This window comes from Escherichia sp. E4385, from assembly GCF_963883145.1.
Taxonomy (GTDB): Bacteria; Pseudomonadota; Gammaproteobacteria; order Enterobacterales; family Enterobacteriaceae; genus Escherichia.
On sequence record NZ_CAWOOJ010000018.1, the window covers coordinates 98,966 to 114,318 of the forward strand.

Annotated in this window: 15 protein-coding genes; 2 read left to right on the forward strand and 13 right to left on the reverse strand. The window is 54.5% G+C overall.

Translation table 11 applies throughout. The features are described 5' to 3' along the window. Window positions 1–201 precede the first annotated feature (201 nt). The 11 genes from eutG to maeB form a co-directional block, all read right to left on the reverse strand. Window positions 202–1,389, reverse strand: a complete 1,188-nt coding sequence (gene eutG, locus AACS80_RS18655; RefSeq protein WP_135410242.1) for an ethanolamine utilization ethanol dehydrogenase EutG — start codon at window positions 1,387–1,389, stop codon at window positions 202–204. Further along, window positions 1,379–2,215: an ethanolamine utilization protein EutJ gene (eutJ, locus tag AACS80_RS18660; RefSeq protein WP_135410243.1), complete on the reverse strand. Its 837-nt coding sequence runs from the start codon at window positions 2,213–2,215 to the stop codon at window positions 1,379–1,381. Before eutJ ends, eutG begins: the two co-directional genes overlap by 11 nt. Before the next feature lie 10 nt (window positions 2,216–2,225). Beyond that, window positions 2,226–3,629, reverse strand: a complete 1,404-nt coding sequence (locus tag AACS80_RS18665; RefSeq protein ID WP_135410244.1) for an aldehyde dehydrogenase family protein — start codon at window positions 3,627–3,629, stop codon at window positions 2,226–2,228. An 11-nt stretch (window positions 3,630–3,640) separates the two neighbouring features. Continuing rightward, window positions 3,641–3,928 carry an ethanolamine utilization microcompartment protein EutN gene (eutN, locus tag AACS80_RS18670; RefSeq protein ID WP_000762196.1) on the reverse strand — a complete coding sequence of 96 codons (288 nt, stop codon included), beginning with the start codon at window positions 3,926–3,928 and terminating at the stop codon, window positions 3,641–3,643. Window positions 3,929–4,034: 106 nt separating this feature from the next. Then, entirely contained in the window at window positions 4,035–4,328 is a 294-nt protein-coding gene (eutM, locus tag AACS80_RS18675) for an ethanolamine utilization microcompartment protein EutM (RefSeq protein ID WP_135410245.1), read from the reverse strand. A 38-nt stretch (window positions 4,329–4,366) separates the two neighbouring features. Continuing rightward, window positions 4,367–5,383, reverse strand: coding sequence for a phosphate acetyltransferase (pta, locus tag AACS80_RS18680; RefSeq protein WP_135410246.1), 1,017 nt, complete (start codon window positions 5,381–5,383; stop codon window positions 4,367–4,369). Further along, window positions 5,380–6,183: an ethanolamine utilization cob(I)yrinic acid a,c-diamide adenosyltransferase EutT gene (gene eutT, locus AACS80_RS18685; protein WP_135410247.1), complete on the reverse strand. Its 804-nt coding sequence runs from the start codon at window positions 6,181–6,183 to the stop codon at window positions 5,380–5,382. Before eutT ends, pta begins: the two co-directional genes overlap by 4 nt. After that, complete coding sequence (gene eutQ / locus AACS80_RS18690) at window positions 6,180–6,881, reverse strand: ethanolamine utilization acetate kinase EutQ (protein ID WP_135410248.1); 702 nt, start codon at window positions 6,879–6,881, stop codon at window positions 6,180–6,182. The genes eutT and eutQ overlap by 4 nt, the downstream gene beginning before the upstream one ends. After that, window positions 6,856–7,335, reverse strand: a complete 480-nt coding sequence (eutP, locus tag AACS80_RS18695) for an ethanolamine utilization acetate kinase EutP (protein WP_000820758.1) — start codon at window positions 7,333–7,335, stop codon at window positions 6,856–6,858. The genes eutQ and eutP overlap by 26 nt, the downstream gene beginning before the upstream one ends. Before the next feature lie 12 nt (window positions 7,336–7,347). Then, the gene (eutS, locus tag AACS80_RS18700; protein ID WP_000356956.1) at window positions 7,348–7,683 is read right to left on the reverse strand and encodes an ethanolamine utilization microcompartment protein EutS; all 336 of its coding nucleotides are present in this window, start codon (window positions 7,681–7,683) and stop codon (window positions 7,348–7,350) included. A gap of 287 nt (window positions 7,684–7,970) precedes the next feature. Next, complete coding sequence (maeB, locus tag AACS80_RS18705; protein ID WP_135410249.1) at window positions 7,971–10,250, reverse strand: NADP-dependent oxaloacetate-decarboxylating malate dehydrogenase; 2,280 nt, start codon at window positions 10,248–10,250, stop codon at window positions 7,971–7,973. Between the two features lie 286 nt (window positions 10,251–10,536). On the opposite strand from maeB, the gene tal reads away from it, so the two are divergent. Further along, a complete protein-coding gene (tal, locus tag AACS80_RS18710; RefSeq protein ID WP_138183917.1) occupies window positions 10,537–11,487 on the forward strand; it encodes a transaldolase in 951 nt (316 codons plus the stop codon). A gap of 20 nt (window positions 11,488–11,507) precedes the next feature. Continuing rightward, a complete protein-coding gene (gene tkt, locus AACS80_RS18715; RefSeq protein ID WP_135410250.1) occupies window positions 11,508–13,511 on the forward strand; it encodes a transketolase in 2,004 nt (667 codons plus the stop codon). A 51-nt stretch (window positions 13,512–13,562) separates the two neighbouring features. Here the strand turns inward: tkt and AACS80_RS18720 are convergent, their stop codons facing one another. Together AACS80_RS18720 and nudK are read right to left on the reverse strand one after the other, a co-directional pair. Continuing rightward, the gene (locus AACS80_RS18720) at window positions 13,563–14,606 is read right to left on the reverse strand and encodes a DUF1176 domain-containing protein (RefSeq protein ID WP_135410251.1); all 1,044 of its coding nucleotides are present in this window, start codon (window positions 14,604–14,606) and stop codon (window positions 13,563–13,565) included. 125 nt (window positions 14,607–14,731) lie between these two features. Beyond that, window positions 14,732–15,307 carry a GDP-mannose pyrophosphatase NudK gene (gene nudK / locus AACS80_RS18725; protein WP_000193711.1) on the reverse strand — a complete coding sequence of 192 codons (576 nt, stop codon included), beginning with the start codon at window positions 15,305–15,307 and terminating at the stop codon, window positions 14,732–14,734. Window positions 15,308–15,353 lie beyond the last annotated feature (46 nt).

Genomic DNA, 15,353 nt, shown 5'->3' on the forward strand with positions numbered 1-15,353 from the left:
CTTGCACCGCGCCACTGGCGGATGCGGCGTGAACGCCTTATCCGCCCTACATGTGCAATCCCCCTGGCCGGATAAGACGCGGCAAGCGTCGCATCCGGCACTTGCACCGCACCATTGGCGGATGCGGCGTGAACGCCTTATCCGCCCTACATGTGCAATCCCCCAGGCCGGATAAGACGCGACAAGCGTCGCATCCGGCATTTATTGCGCCGCTGCGTACAGGCCGACAATCTGCTCCAGGCTGGCGGTACGCGGGTTGCTGCGCAGACAAATATCTTCCTGCGCGGCCTGCGCCCATGCACCGTAATGCGCAGATGTCGCACCAACATCGCCCAGTCGTTTACCAATCCCAACTTCCGCTATCAGCTCGCTTACCGCATTAATAGCGTCACGATCGTCGGATTTTTTAGTTCGCAGCGCCCGACCAACCTGGCTAAAGCGTTCGCGACAAACCATCCGGTTAAATTCCATCACCGTTGGCAGCAACATGGCGTTCGCCAGACCGTGCGGAATATGCAGCGCCGCCCCTGGCTGATGCGCCATCGCGTGGCATAACCCAAGCCCGGCGCTAGAAAACGCCATTCCCGCCATACATGAAGCCAGCAACATACTCTCGCGCGCGGCAAGGTCGTGACCGTAGCCCACCGCTTTCGGCAGCGATTGACCAATCATCGCAATGGCGCCAATCGCCAGACTGTCGGTAAATGGGGTGGCGTTCAGCGCGCTATACGCTTCAATGGCGTGAGTTAACGCATCGATGCCAGTCATCGCCGTGACATGCGACGGCACGCCTTCGGTTAGCGCAGCGTCGAGAATCGCGACATCCGGCATCAGCGAGGCATGTGCTAACACCTGTTTGCGCCCGCTTACCGCATCGATAATCACCGTCACGTTAGTCGTTTCAGAGCCGGTTCCGGCGGTCGTTGGAATGGCAATTAACGGCAATCGTGGTTGCAGAACGCTGGTTTCTGACATTTTTGCCAGCGTGCTATCGGAATTCGTCACCAGCAACGCTACGGCTTTCGCTGCATCGAGCACCGAGCCACCGCCAAACGCGATGACACCATCGCAGCCTGATTCACGCAGCTGCGCCACGGCTGCGCACACGTCTGTAATGCACGGTTCGCCCACCGGACACGGCCAGAGTGTCATAGCGATACCTTTGACGGTCAGACTGCGAATCAGCCCGGCGGTCATCCCCGACTGATGCAAAAAGCCATCCGCCATCACAAACAAATGTTTCAGCCCGCGCGTTTGTGCTTCCTGCCCGCAACTGCTCACTGCGCCCAGACCGCAGAGTGTGGCAGGCGGGACGCTAAATGTTTTTACCCGTTGCAGATTCAGGGTATCGAACGCCTGAAAGAGCGCGGTCTGCAATTCATTTTGCATAGATCCCCTCCGCTTTCTCTCGCCCACTACTGGCGATCGCCAGCGGGGTCATAAACAAACTGTGCTGCGGTAGATGCACCTGTAACACCGGGAATTGTTTGCGAAACAGTTCCGCCACGCCCGGTTGCATACAGGAGCCGCCCGCCAGCCATAAATCAGTAATGCCCTGCCCTTCAATATGCCGGGCGACAATGTCCGCCATTTTTTCGTACACCGGTTTCACCGCGGGCCAAATCTCTTCACCATGTCCGCGCTTGTACTGCTCCGCCTCTTCCAGCGAAATACGGCGATTTCCGGCGAGAGTCAGAGAGATGTGATGTCCGCCGGTGGCTTCATCCGCCGAGTACGTCACTTTGCCTTGCTTAACGATGGCAATGCCGGTAGTGCCGCCGCCGATATCCACTACACCTGCGTTATCCAGTTGCAGCAGATCCGCCACGGCGGTTGGCTCATCCAGCACATGGCTCACTTCCAGCCCGGCAGATTCCAGCACGTTGATGGATATACGCGGGTCCGTACCAGGAGGAAATGAGGTCGCCGCATGGCTAAAACGGCGACCGAATTGCTGCTCAAGCGTGTCGAGATGGCGACGAACAATGGTGACAGCGCCGAAGAAATCCCAGACGATGCCGTCGCGGACCACATCGGCCCAGTCGAGGCATACCGCCACCGGCTGACCGTCGCGATCGACAACCATCGACACCACATCGCAGGTGCCCAGATCCACCCCCAGCCACAGCGGAGATTCCGTCGCGGCGGGCGTCTGGTTACACCGCGTTGCCGCCGTTTGCAAACGCGGGGTGAGCCATTGTTCGTCGTGCGCCATCGGTTACTCCTTAAACAATGCGAAACGCATCGACTAATACACAGCGACGCAGACGGACAAAAGTACGCGCGCTGGTTACCCCTTCACCGGTTGGCGTGGTGATGGTCATGGTGGTCCAACCTTCCCCGCCCAGCCCCAGCCCGGCAATGCTCGGTCCGTTTTTGACGAAAATGCTGGTATCAATAGCGTTTGCCATCTGGTTCATGTTCTCGATATTGCGCGAGTGCATTGCCGCCGTGTGGTGGCAACCGCCTTCCAGTTTCACCGCCAGCGCAATGGCATCCGCCACGTTGGCGACGCGCACGACGGGCAGCACCGGCATCATCAGTTCGGTCACGGCAAACGGATGTTCTGCGGTGGTTTCCACAAACAGCAATCGCGTTTCTGACGGGACGTTCAGGCCGATTGCCGCCGCGATTTTGCCTGCATCGCGACCAACCCAGTCACGGCTGACGGAGCCTTTTCCGCGCTCGTCGATATTTTTCAGCAACACCGGTTGCAGCTGCTGCGCCTGCTCTGTGGTCAGTTTCACCGCGTGCTGGCCTTCCATCAGACACATCAGTTCATCGGCTACGCTATCAACAACAATCAGTACCTTTTCATCGGCACAGATGATGTTGTTATCGAAAGAGGCGCCTTTGACGATGGACTGAGCGGCACGGGCGAGGTCGGCGGTTTCATCCACCACCACAGGCGGGTTACCGGCACCTGCGGCAATCAGGCGTTTATTGGTGTGTTTGCGCGCCGCTTCCACTACCGCTTCGCCGCCCGTCACCACCAGAAGGCCGATGCCCGGAAACTTGAACAAGCGTTGCGCGGTTTCGATATCCGGGTTTGCCACGGTAACCAGTAAATTTTCCGGCCCGCCTGCGGCAACAATCGCCTGGTTGAGCAGCGTAATCGCGCGCTGGGAGACTTTTTTCGCCGCCGGATGCGGGGCAAAAATGACGCTGTTGCCCGCGGCAATCAGGCTGATGGCGTTGTTAATTACGGTTGCCGCCGGGTTAGTGGAAGGCGTCACCGAAGCCACCACGCCCCAGGGCGCGTTTTCAATTAGGGTCAGGCCGTTGTCGCCCGTCAGCACCTGCGGAGAGAGGCACTCAACGCCTGGTGTGCCGCGCGCCTGGGCGACGTTTTTGGCAAATTTATCTTCGACGCGACCCATGCCGGTTTCACTGACGGCAAGTTCCGCTAAATCTCTGGCGTGTTTTTCGCCTGCTTCACGAATGGCTGTTATCGCCAACTGGCGCATTGCCACACTTTTTAATCCTTGCTGGGCAATTTTGGCTGCCGCAACGGCGTCATCCAGGGAAGCGAAAACGCCCATCTCATGAACGGCGGCGGGCGGCGTGCCACTGCTTTGCATTTTCAGCAGTACCGCTTTCACCACCTGTTCAATATCCTGTTGATTCATGATGTTCTGCCTTATTTGTGGAAAATAACCTGACCGCCAGACACCACCTCATCGACGATGCCAATCACGCACAGATCGACCGGTGACGTTTCGCTTTTATGCGCCTGGCGGGCGGAACTGCCACTCACCAGCAACACCCACTCCCCGGTTCCCGCGCCAATATTGTCGATGGCGACGGCACATTGCCCGTCAGGATTACCTTGTGGATCAATCATTTCCACCATCAGCAATTTGTCATGCGCCAGTCCGTGATGGCGTACGGTACAAACAATTTGTCCAGTGACGACTGCCAGTTTCATACCCGCCTCCGTGGCGTATTTCAGGTAAAAGCTCCCCCTACCCTCCGCGGAAGGTAAAATGAAAAAGGAGAGAGCGTGACGCCCGAATCGACGTCACACAGGGTGATTACAGGGTGCTGCTATCGCCTTTCAGGCCGATCGGGAACACTTCTTCCAGGTCGCCGTGCGGACGCGGGATAACGTGTACAGATACCAGCTCGCCAATACGCTGTGCCGCTGCGGCACCGGCATCGGTCGCGGCTTTACAGGCTGCAACATCACCGCGAACCATCGCAGTACACAGGCCGCCGCCAATCTGCTTCACGCCGACCAGCTTGACGCGCGCAGCTTTCACCATCGCGTCAGAAGCCTCAATCAGTGCAACCAGGCCCCGGGTTTCGATCATTCCTAATGCTTCCATTGTGCTTTCCTCTTTATCAGGGTCCAGAACGGGACCGTTCATTCAACCAGTATTTGTAAACTGCTTTCGCGGTTCACTTCTGTCTGACGCGGTACGGCTGCCACCAGCGCCAGTTCGATAATTTCCTGCACGCTACAACCACGAGAGAGATCGTGCATCGGCGCGGCAAGTCCTTGTATCAATGGCCCGACGGCACGATATCCGCCAAGTCGTTGTGCGATTTTGTAGCCAATATTGCCCGCCTCCAGCGACGGAAAAACCATCACATTGGCCTTGCCCTGTAGCGGGCTGGCAGGCGCTTTTTGCGCCGCCACTTCCGGCACGAAGGCGGCGTCAAACTGCAACTCGCCATCGACTACCAACTGCGGTGCGCGTTCACGGACGATGTCTGTCGCCTGTTGCACATTGGCAACGCAGGGGTGACGGGCGCTACCGTTGCTGGAAAACGACAGCAACGCCACGAGAGGCTCTTCTCCGGTGATGGCGCGCCAGGTTTCGGCGCTGGCAAGCGCAATATCCGCCAGCTGCGCCGCCGTCGGCTGTGGCACCACGCTGCAATCGGCAAAGCCCAACGCCGGGCCGCTGTACTGTGGCAGCATCAGGAAAATGGAAGAGAGCGTTTTACAGCCAGGCTGCAAGCCGATAATGCGTAATCCGGCACGCAGCACATTCGCTGTGGAAGAGAGGTTGCCCGCGATACAGACATCCGCTTTACCGGCGCTGACCATTGCGGCGGCGAACATCAGCGGATCGGTAAGTTTTTCCAGCGCATCCGGCGGCGTTTTTTCGCCCGCGCGGGCCAGCCAGCGATGGGCAAATTCTTCCCGCATTGCGAGGTTGCCATGCGGATCAATCACCTGTAGCCCGTCCATCGCCACGCCGTGACTGAGCGCAAACTGACGAAGTTCAAACGGGCTGGAGACCAGAACAGGCGTCGCCAGACCTTGTTGATGCAGGTACTGCGCGGCTTTCAGTACGCGTTGGTCTAACGCATCCGGAAAAACCACTCTGGCGGGCGCTCGCAACGCCAGTTCACGACAACGTTCAATAATCATTGCGTTTCCCCCAGTCGTTGTTGGATCTGCTTCACCGTTAGCGGCTGCTTCGTTACGCTCAGGATCATCATCACGTAAACCGTGCTCGAAAGGCGGTTCAGCGCCTGCAAAATGTCCGGGCGTAATACTTCAAAACTGCGGGTGATAAACACCTGCGCCGCTACGGTTTCGGTTTCCCGCACTTTGGTGCGTAGCAGATTCAGCAACGCCGCATCGCGCCCGTGGCTGGCTTCCGGCACCAGATGATCGTGGTCGAGATAGCGCAGCGGCTGGTGAGAAAGCCGATGCAGATCTTCATCAGAAAGCCCGACAATCGCCTGGCAGCCCAGCGATTCCCCCAGCGCATCGGCGCGCATAATGTTGCCAAGACGCGAACGGATGTCGGCCAGCCACGGCTGCCACGGTTCCGCCAGTTCAATTTGCAGCCACACTGTCAGCGCAATGGTGCTGTCGAGAACCGCGCGAAAACCCAGGCGTGGATCGCTTTTGGCAACCATTTTTTCCGCCGACAGATGAGTCAGCGTATCCGGCTTTTTTGCCACCGGCTGGCGACACAGTTCGCAGCACGCCTGCGGATGTTCATCGCTACTGGTCAGCCCGTGAACGGGCTGTGGCTGCTGCTGTTCATCGTCAACAAACAGGCTGCCCTGCTCGTCAATAAACTTGATGCGCAGATGGCGGCTTTCCAGTAACTCCCGGGCAGAGGGCGTCAGGCGACTGTGCGCAGGAAGATGGATCTCTGCGCCTTCGCTGAGCGTATGGTTCGCTCTTAGCCATGCTTCGGTGATGAAATCTTTCATAGGGATTGCCAGTTAGCCGGCCAGGCGACATACAGGAATTTCACGCTGGATGTCGTACCAAATTCGATGCTGGAGCCTTTCGGGATAAACATCACGTCACCCGCTTTGGCGATCATGGTTTCGCCTTCGTGGCGAACGTGCAGTTCCCCTTCCAGTACCATGTCGATTTCGTCGTAGTTCAGGGTCCACGGGAAGAAGGCGTTGTCCCACTGCATGAAACCAGCGGCCATGCTGCTACCGTCATCTCCGGTGACCAGATCCGTTAAACCGACGCAATGCGGCTGTGCGCCATCAAAGCGACCAAACTTCACGCTGCTGCCGTCGATAACTTTAATGCCACCTTTGCCGGTCACCGATTTGAAGCTCGGCTGCATTGCCCCCTGCTCCAGCGACTGCTTTTCCTTCATCACTTTTTCCATCAGCTGCGCGACCAGGCTTTCGGTAAACTGGCCTTCCGGCAGCTGGGCAATGATGGTTTCGCGGATGCGCTGGCTTTCGGTTTTATCGGCTGATGCACTGGTGGGAACGGATGCCGTTACAGGCGTCGATTCATCGCACTCGGTGATGGTAAAACCCAGTAGATCCGCCACTTCGCGCGCTTCAGGGGTAATAATGCTGGCGCGCAGAACCACGGACATTGCCTGTTCGCCGCGCGCGTGTGCTTCACGAATATCATTCGCTGTGATGAGTTTTTTCACCTGCTTCCTCCTGTTCGGTGAGAGATGCCAGATAATCCACCAGTTGCTGCACGCTTTGCGGGTCATGGTTGTTTAGCGCGAAAATGGGCTCTTCAAAGCCAGTCTCAAGCAATAACTGTCGCGTTGCGGTAACGTCAGCATCCGGCATGTCCGTTTTACTGATGACGGCGATTTGCCGTTTACTGGCGCCAATATCCAGCAGCCCGGCAGGTAATCGGCTTTCTGGATCATTTGCGCCGTGGACATATATCAGCATGTCCACATCCTGTAGCGTGGTTATTAAGGCGTGATACCAACGGGGATGGCTAAAATATTCACCCGGAGTATCAATATCGCCATTATCATTAAATTCCACGGCCTGTGTTTTTCTGGCGAGGGTATAATCTCCCTGCAACGCATTAAATAACGTTGTTTTTCCTGCCCCGACGCTACCCACAAACGCAATTCGCTTCATGAATGCCTCGTATTAACTTTTGGTCATTTCACACAGCGTATAATTTAATAAACGCCCTAAACCGCTGACGGTTTGTGATAACGCTTCTTCGACTGCGCCCACCGAGCCATAAATCACCAATGCGCCGCTGAAGCGGTCGAGAAAACCGATGTGTACATCGGCAGCTTTTAATGCTAAATCACCGGCAATCATCGCTGTTTCGCCGGGAGTTAGCGTCATAATGCCAATTGCGCCAGCATCCGGAACGCCGATTTTCTTCGCCAGTTCTTCACCCGGATGCGCAATCAGATGCGCCAGCGTGACCTGTTTCCCGGGTACGAATTCCTGAATGATGCGTTCTTTGTCCATGAGTCGCCGCCTGTAAAAAACGTGCGTGTATCGTGACAATTTTTCGTCAGAGTAAATAACAAAATTCGGCAAACGCGTTTAAAAGGTGAGGTAGATCACTAAGAATGGAGAGATATTTACCGTGATAGATAAACTTTCATATGCAGAGCATGAATAAATATAAAGATATTACTTTATTTTTATGTCGGGTAATTTATTTGCTATTAGTAAAAGCAGTAAGACGTATTGATAATATAAAAATCGCTTACCCCGAATTACTCAGGGTAAGCGTGATAGTTAAGGAAGAATTACAGCGGTTGGGTTTGCGCTTCAACCACGGCGAGCGCCACCATGTTGACGATACGACGCACTGACGCGATCGGCGTTAACACGTGAACCGGCTTCGCCACGCCCATCAGCACCGGGCCGACGGTGACACCTTCCGAGCTGGAAACGCGCAGTAAGTTGTAACTAATACGAGCAGCTTCCATGTTCGGCATCACCAGAATATTAGCGGAACCTTTCAGGGTACTGTCCGGCATACGGTCGTTGCGAATCGCTTCTACCAGCGCCGCATCACCGTGCATTTCGCCATCAATCATCAGCTCAGGCGCACGTTCCCTGACCAGCTCCAGCGCTTTACGCATTTTGCTCGACGACGGGCAGTCAGAAGAACCGAAGTTAGAGTGCGACAGTAAGGCAACGCGCGGCTCAATACCGAAACGACGGACAGTTTCTGCCGCCATCAGCGTGATCTCCGCCAGCTCTTCTGCGTCTGGGTCATCATTAACATAGGTATCAGCAATAAAGGTGTTACCACTCGGCAGCAACAGCGCGTTCATTGCGCCTGCGGTGTGAACGCCATCGCGATAACCAAAGACATTTTTCACTACGCTAAAGTGTTCGTGATAATCGCCCACCGTTCCGCAGATCATCGCATCGGCTTCACCACGCTGAACCATGATCGCACCGATCACCGTCGGGTTGCTGATCAGCGCACGTTGTGCCTGTTCCTGAGTGACACCACGACGCTTCATGATCTGGAAGTATTCGCTCCAGTACTCTTTAAAGCGTGGATCGGATTCGTTATTGACGATCTCAAAATCAACGCCCGCTTTGATCTGCAAGCCCAGTTTCTGAATACGCATTTCGATCACGTTCGGACGGCCAATCAGGATCGGTTTTGCCAGTCCCAGGGTTACCAGTTCCTGCGTCGCATGCAGAACGCGCGCCTCTTCCCCTTCCGGCAGAACAACGCGCTTCGGCGCTTTACGAGCCTGGGAGAATATCGGCTTCATAAACAGGTTGGTTTTGTAAACGAACTCGGTCAGCTTGTCGATGTAGACGTCAAAATCGGCAATCGGACGCGTCGCCACGCCGGACTCCATTGCCGCTTTGGCGACCGCAGGGGCGATCTTGACGATCAGACGTGGATCAAACGGTTTTGGAATGATGTATTCAGGGCCAAAGCTCAGATCCTGATCGCCATACGCAGAAGCCACCACTTCGCTCTGTTCGGCATGGGCCAGTTCCGCAATCGCGCGGACTGCCGCCAGTTTCATCTCTTCATTGATAGCCGTTGCGCCAACATCCAGCGCGCCTCGGAAGATGAACGGGAAGCAAAGCACGTTGTTAACCTGGTTCGGATAGTCGGAACGACCGGTACAGATAATGGCATCCGGACGCACTTCTTTCGCCAGCGGCGGCAGAATTTCCGGTTCCGGGTTCGCCAACGCCAGGATCATCGGCGCGCGGGCCATTTTCTTCACCATTTCCTGAGTCAGCACTTTCGGGCCGGAACAACCAAGGAAAATATCCGCGCCTTCAATCACATCGTCGAGGGTACGTTTGCCGTCATCCACCACCGCGTAAGCCGCTTTGGTTTCCGCCATGTTCGGCTCACGGCTCTGATAAATAACGCCTTTTGAGTCGCATACCACGATGTTATGTTTTTGCAGACCCAGCGCCACCAGCAGGTTCATACAGGCAATTGCCGCTGCGCCCGCACCAGAAACCACCATCCGTACGTCGGAGATATTTTTCTCTACTACGCGTAATCCGTTGAGAATGGCGGCGGTGCTGATGATTGCCGTCCCGTGCTGGTCATCGTGGAATACCGGAATGTTCATCCGCTGGCGCAGTTTCTGTTCAATATAGAAACATTCTGGCGCTTTAATATCTTCGAGGTTGATACCGCCGAAGGTCGGTTCAAGTGCGGCGACCACTTCGATAAATTTGTCCGGGTCGAGTTCATCAACTTCGATGTCAAACACATCTATCCCGGCGAATTTCTTAAACAGAACGCCCTTACCTTCCATCACCGGTTTGCCTGCCAGCGCGCCAATATTACCCAACCCCAGCACTGCAGTACCGTTAGAGATAACTGCCACCAGGTTACCGCGCGCGGTATATTTGTAGGCGTTTAACGGATCTTTTTCGATTTCAAGACAAGGCGCGGCGACACCCGGTGAATAGGCCAGCGCCAGATCGCGCTGCGTTGCCAGAGGTTTGGTCGGAGAAACCTGGATTTTTCCTGGTACAGGAAATTCATGGAAATCAAGTGCACTTTGTTTTAACTGCTCATCCATTTGGTTGTTCCTTTCACGTAACGTTCACAAAAATAGGTGTGGGCTACTGCCTCAGCCCACAACGTGGCGCACATTATTACCTTGCCGGAGCGTCGAGACTCTGAGCAAGCCCAAACTCTCCCCCATCAAATAATGTTTTGGTAATAATCCCATAACACCGATGTTACCTGCTTCATCCAGCAATACCATGCCTGTCTGCTATGCTTTTTTGATGCGTTTAGCGAAATTTCTCAGAAGTGTGAATTAACGCACTCATCTAACACTTTACTTTTCAAGGAGTATTTCCATGAACGAGTTAGACGGCATCAAACAGTTCACCACTGTCGTGGCAGACAGCGGTGATATTGAGTCCATTCGCCACTACCACCCCCAGGATGCCACCACCAATCCTTCGCTGTTACTCAAGGCTGCCGGTTTATCACAATATGAACATTTAATAGACGATGCTATTGCCTGGGGTAAAAAAAATGGCAAGACCCAGGAACAACAAGTCGTCGCGGCCTGCGACAAACTGGCAGTCAATTTCGGTACAGAAATTCTCAAAATCGTACCCGGTCGCGTGTCGACAGAAGTTGACGCACGCCTCTCTTTTGACAAAGAAAAAAGTATCGAAAAAGCACGCCATCTCGTGGAGTTGTACCAACAACAGGGCATTGAGAGATCTCGCATTCTGATCAAGCTGGCCTCCACCTGGGAAGGAATTCGCGCAGCAGAAGAACTGGAAAAAGAAGGCATTAACTGCAACCTGACGCTGCTGTTTTCCTTTGCTCAGGCACGGGCCTGTGCAGAAGCGGGCGTTTTTCTGATTTCGCCGTTTGTAGGTCGTATTTATGACTGGTATCAGGCGCGCAAACCGATGGATCCGTATGTGGTAGAGGAAGATCCGGGTGTCAAATCTGTGCGCAACATCTACGACTACTATAAGCAGCATCACTACGAAACCATTGTGATGGGTGCCAGCTTCCGTCGTACCGAACAAATCCTCGCGTTAACCGGATGTGACCGTCTGACCATCGCGCCGAATTTGCTGAAAGAGTTGCAGGAAAAGGTTTCGCCAGTGGTTCGCAAACTGATCCCGGCATCGCAATCCTTCCCTCGCCCCTCCCCGATGAGCGAAGCGGAATTTCGTTGGGAGCACAATCAGGATCCGATGGCGGTAGAAAAACTGTCTGAAGGCATCCGCCTGTTCGCCGTTGATCAACGCAAACTGGAAGATCTTCTTGCCGCCAAATTCTAAAACCAGCCACGGAGTGTTTTATGTCCCGAAAAGACCTTGCCAATGCGATTCGCGCGCTCAGTATGGATGCGGTGCAAAAAGCCAATTCTGGTCATCCCGGCGCGCCGATGGGCATGGCCGATATTGCCGAAGTGCTGTGGAACGACTTTCTTAAACATAACCCCACCGATCCGACCTGGTATGACCGCGACCGCTTTATTCTTTCCAACGGTCACGCCTCGATGTTGCTCTACAGTTTGCTACATCTGACTGGTTATGACTTGCCGCTGGAAGAGCTGAAGAACTTCCGTCAGTTGCATTCGAAAACCCCAGGTCACCCGGAGATTGGCTATACGCCAGGTGTTGAAACCACCACCGGTCCACTTGGACAAGGTTTGGCGAACGCGGTTGGACTGGCGATAGCGGAGCGCACGCTGGCAGCGCAGTTTAACCAGCCGGATCATGAGATTGTCGATCACTTCACCTACGTGTTTATGGGCGACGGCTGTCTGATGGAAGGTATCTCTCACGAAGTCTGTTCGCTGGCAGGAACGCTGGGACTCGGCAAGCTGATCGGCTTTTACGATCACAACGGTATTTCGATTGATGGTGAAACCGAAGGCTGGTTTACTGACGATACGGCAAAACGGTTTGAAGCCTACCACTGGCATGTTGTCCACGAGATCGACGGCCACGATCCGCAGGCGGTTAGGGAAGCGATCCTTGAAGCACAAAGCGTGAAAGATAAACCGTCGCTGATTATCTGCCGCACGGTGATTGGCTTTGGTTCGCCTAATAAAGCAGGTAAGGAAGAGGCGCACGGCGCTCCGCTGGGGGAAGAAGAAGTGGCGCTGGCACGGCAAAAACTGGGCTGGCATCATCCACCCTTTGAGATCCCCAAAGAGATTTATCACGCCTGGGATGCCCGCGAAAAAGGTGAAAAAGCCCAGCAGAGCTGGAATGAGAAGTTTGCCGCTTATAAAAAGGCCCATCCACAACTGGCTGAAGAGTTTACTCGCCGAATGAGCGGTGGTCTGCCGAAGGACTGGGAGAAAACGACTCAGAAATATATCAATGAGTTGCAGGCGAATCCGGCGAAAATCGCTACCCGTAAAGCGTCGCAAAATACGCTCAACGCCTACGGCCCTATGCTGCCGGAGCTGCTCGGTGGTTCGGCGGATCTGGCCCCAAGTAACCTGACCATCTGGAAAGGGTCTGTGTCGCTGAAGGAAGATCCCGCAGGGAATTATATTCACTACGGGGTACGCGAATTTGGTATGACTGCTATTGCCAACGGCATTGCACACCACGGTGGCTTTGTGCCGTATACCGCAACGTTTCTGATGTTTGTTGAATACGCCCGTAATGCCGCGCGGATGGCTGCACTGATGAAAGCGCGGCAGATTATGGTTTACACCCACGACTCGATTGGTCTGGGGGAGGATGGTCCGACGCACCAGGCGGTTGAGCAACTGGCCAGTCTGCGCTTAACGCCGAATTTCAGCACCTGGCGACCGTGCGATCAGGTGGAAGCAGCGGTGGGCTGGAAGCTGGCGGTTGAGCGCCACAACGGGCCGACGGCGCTGATCCTCTCAAGGCAGAATCTGGCGCAGGTGGAACGTACGCCGGATCAGGTAAAAGAGATTGCTCGTGGTGGTTATGTGTTGAAAGACAGCGGCGGCAAGCCGGATATCATTTTGATTGCTACCGGTTCAGAGATGGAAATCACCCTACAGGCCGCAGAGAAACTGGCGGGTGAAGGGCGTAATGTTCGCGTGGTTTCCCTGCCCTCGACCGATATTTTCGACGCCCAGAATGAGGAATATCGCGAGTCGGTGTTGCCTTCTAACGTTGCGGCCCGCGTGGCGGTAGAAGCGGGTATAGCCGATTACTGGTACAAATATGTTGGTTTGAAAGGGGCGATTGTCGGGATGACGAGTTACGGGGAATCTGCTCCGGCGGATAAGCTGTTCCCGTTCTTTGGCTTTACCGCCGAGAATATTGTGGCAAAAGCGCATAAGGTGCTGGGAGTGAAAGGTGCCTGATGCTGATTGCCGGATGCGTCTTATCCGGCCTACCTGTCCCCGCCATGATGTTTAACGGGTGATCCACAACGTGGGCCAGGCGTCTGGCCCATGCCAGTTATCGCAGGTCGGTTCTGCGGCGTAACGCACCAGGCGAAAACGCTGGCCGTCAAAACGCCAGCGCGCCTGAATGCCACAATCGCTTAATCCGCGACCTTTCGCTAAGGTCACCAGTTCACGCGTTTTTTCATCAAATGTTGCGTTCATCAACTCCAGTTCATTCGTCTCCTGACCGTTGTTGAACGGCAAACGTAACCGTACCGGGCGCGAGGCCAGTGGCTTTTTACGCGATACAATCCATGCCAAATCAATGGTGTTATAAGCACCAGCCTCACAGCTAATCATCATTAATGCTTTATCATCGGTCAGTGCCGTAACGCTCACTTCACGACGCAACGGATCAAGCGAGCAGCGCAGACCATTCATCCGCCAGTTACCATAATCCAGCAAATCGTTACGTTCTTCACGAGAAAGCGGTGTCGGCGTTGGGTTAACCACCGCGACCTCTTTCAGCGCAGGCGCGGGCGGTACGCTGAGCGGCGGTTCGTCCCCTTTCTTTATCCACGCGGTTTCACTGCCAACGCGCTTTTGCTGGGCATCAATAAACAACAACGCCGCTTTTAAGCCATTCAAAGAAATGGTCTGATCGCCATCGCGTAAGGTGATTGCCTTCCCTTCCTGAATCATCTGCAAAAACGTGGTGATGGTTGCCGTATCATCGGTTACTAATAACCATGGTGAAATCCGCCACTTGTCACCACTTAACGCCAACGGCTCACCATCTAACAGCAGCCGTGGCGCTATTTCCCCTTCCGACACATCCGGTGATTTCAACCCGCCGCGCTCAATACGTAAAACGGCGTCGGTATGCGCCCCGGCGCTGCGGCTCAGGGTCATCACCAGTCCATTATGATCGCCAGTATTGCGTGCCACACAGAAGTTTTGGTTATTACAGGTGACCTGCCAGTCGGAAAACGCCCGTTGCGCTGGTGCCGCCCACGCCAAAGACGTCGGCAACAAAGCGAAAAAAAAGAGAAGAAAAATGCGATAGCGCATGGACGGTACGACCCCAGAAGTTCAAACAAACAGCACAAGTCGTATCTTCGTTGCGCAGGTAGCGCGGCTCAATCGGATTTATCGGATTGAGCCAATAATAAACAACGAAATATTATTGTTATTTTTCAGTCCATTAAATGTGACGTTTGCAAATAGTTAAGCAATAACACCGTCTTACCGTCACGTATCTCGCCGGTTTTGATCATCTCCAGCGCCTGGCTGAACGGCAGCTCGAGCACTTCAATATCTTCATCTTCGACACCGCCACCGGCGTTAGCGCGCTGATTGTCACTGTATTCGGCGATAAAAAAGTGGATTAGCTCAGTCACACCGCCTGGCGACATATACAGTTCAAATAATTTGCGCACTTCGCCCACTTCATAGCCCGTCTCTTCAATCGCTTCTTTGCGAATACAGACTTCCGGTTCGTCGTTATCCAGCAGCCCGGCGCAGGTTTCAATCAGCTGCCCGCTTTCATTACCATTAACCCAGGTAGCGACGCGGAACTGACGAATCAGAACTACAGTCTTTTTCTTCGCGTTGTAGAGGAGGATCGTCGCACCATTACCGCGATCGTAAACTTCACGTTTATGGCGGATAACTTCGCCATCTTTGCGGGTAAGATCGTAGGTAATGTTGTGCAGGGTGAAATAGTTATCGGAGAGAATTTTGTCTTTAATGAGGGTGATTTGTTGCGTCATACCGACTCCACAGCGCGAAATGAACAATTATCTTACGCTGTGAAGT

What these genes read in the sequence shown, in the direction of transcription:
- eutG (WP_135410242.1), bottom strand. Translation starts at nt 1,389, where the DNA reads ATGCAAAATGAATTGCAGACCGCGCTCTTTCAGGCGTTCGATACCCTG.
- eutJ (WP_135410243.1), bottom strand. Translation starts at nt 2,215, where the DNA reads ATGGCGCACGACGAACAATGGCTCACCCCGCGTTTGCAAACGGCGGCA.
- AACS80_RS18665 (WP_135410244.1), bottom strand. Translation starts at nt 3,629, where the DNA reads ATGAATCAACAGGATATTGAACAGGTGGTGAAAGCGGTACTGCTGAAA.
- eutN (WP_000762196.1), bottom strand. Translation starts at nt 3,928, where the DNA reads ATGAAACTGGCAGTCGTCACTGGACAAATTGTTTGTACCGTACGCCAT.
- eutM (WP_135410245.1), bottom strand. Translation starts at nt 4,328, where the DNA reads ATGGAAGCATTAGGAATGATCGAAACCCGGGGCCTGGTTGCACTGATT.
- pta (WP_135410246.1), bottom strand. Translation starts at nt 5,383, where the DNA reads ATGATTATTGAACGTTGTCGTGAACTGGCGTTGCGAGCGCCCGCCAGA.
- eutT (WP_135410247.1), bottom strand. Translation starts at nt 6,183, where the DNA reads ATGAAAGATTTCATCACCGAAGCATGGCTAAGAGCGAACCATACGCTC.
- eutP (WP_000820758.1), bottom strand. Translation starts at nt 7,335, where the DNA reads ATGAAGCGAATTGCGTTTGTGGGTAGCGTCGGGGCAGGAAAAACAACG.
- eutS (WP_000356956.1), bottom strand. Translation starts at nt 7,683, where the DNA reads ATGGACAAAGAACGCATCATTCAGGAATTCGTACCCGGGAAACAGGTC.
- maeB (WP_135410249.1), bottom strand. Translation starts at nt 10,250, where the DNA reads ATGGATGAGCAGTTAAAACAAAGTGCACTTGATTTCCATGAATTTCCT.
- tal (WP_138183917.1), top strand. Translation starts at nt 10,537, where the DNA reads ATGAACGAGTTAGACGGCATCAAACAGTTCACCACTGTCGTGGCAGAC.
- tkt (WP_135410250.1), top strand. Translation starts at nt 11,508, where the DNA reads ATGTCCCGAAAAGACCTTGCCAATGCGATTCGCGCGCTCAGTATGGAT.
- AACS80_RS18720 (WP_135410251.1), bottom strand. Translation starts at nt 14,606, where the DNA reads ATGCGCTATCGCATTTTTCTTCTCTTTTTTTTCGCTTTGTTGCCGACG.
- nudK (WP_000193711.1), bottom strand. Translation starts at nt 15,307, where the DNA reads ATGACGCAACAAATCACCCTCATTAAAGACAAAATTCTCTCCGATAAC.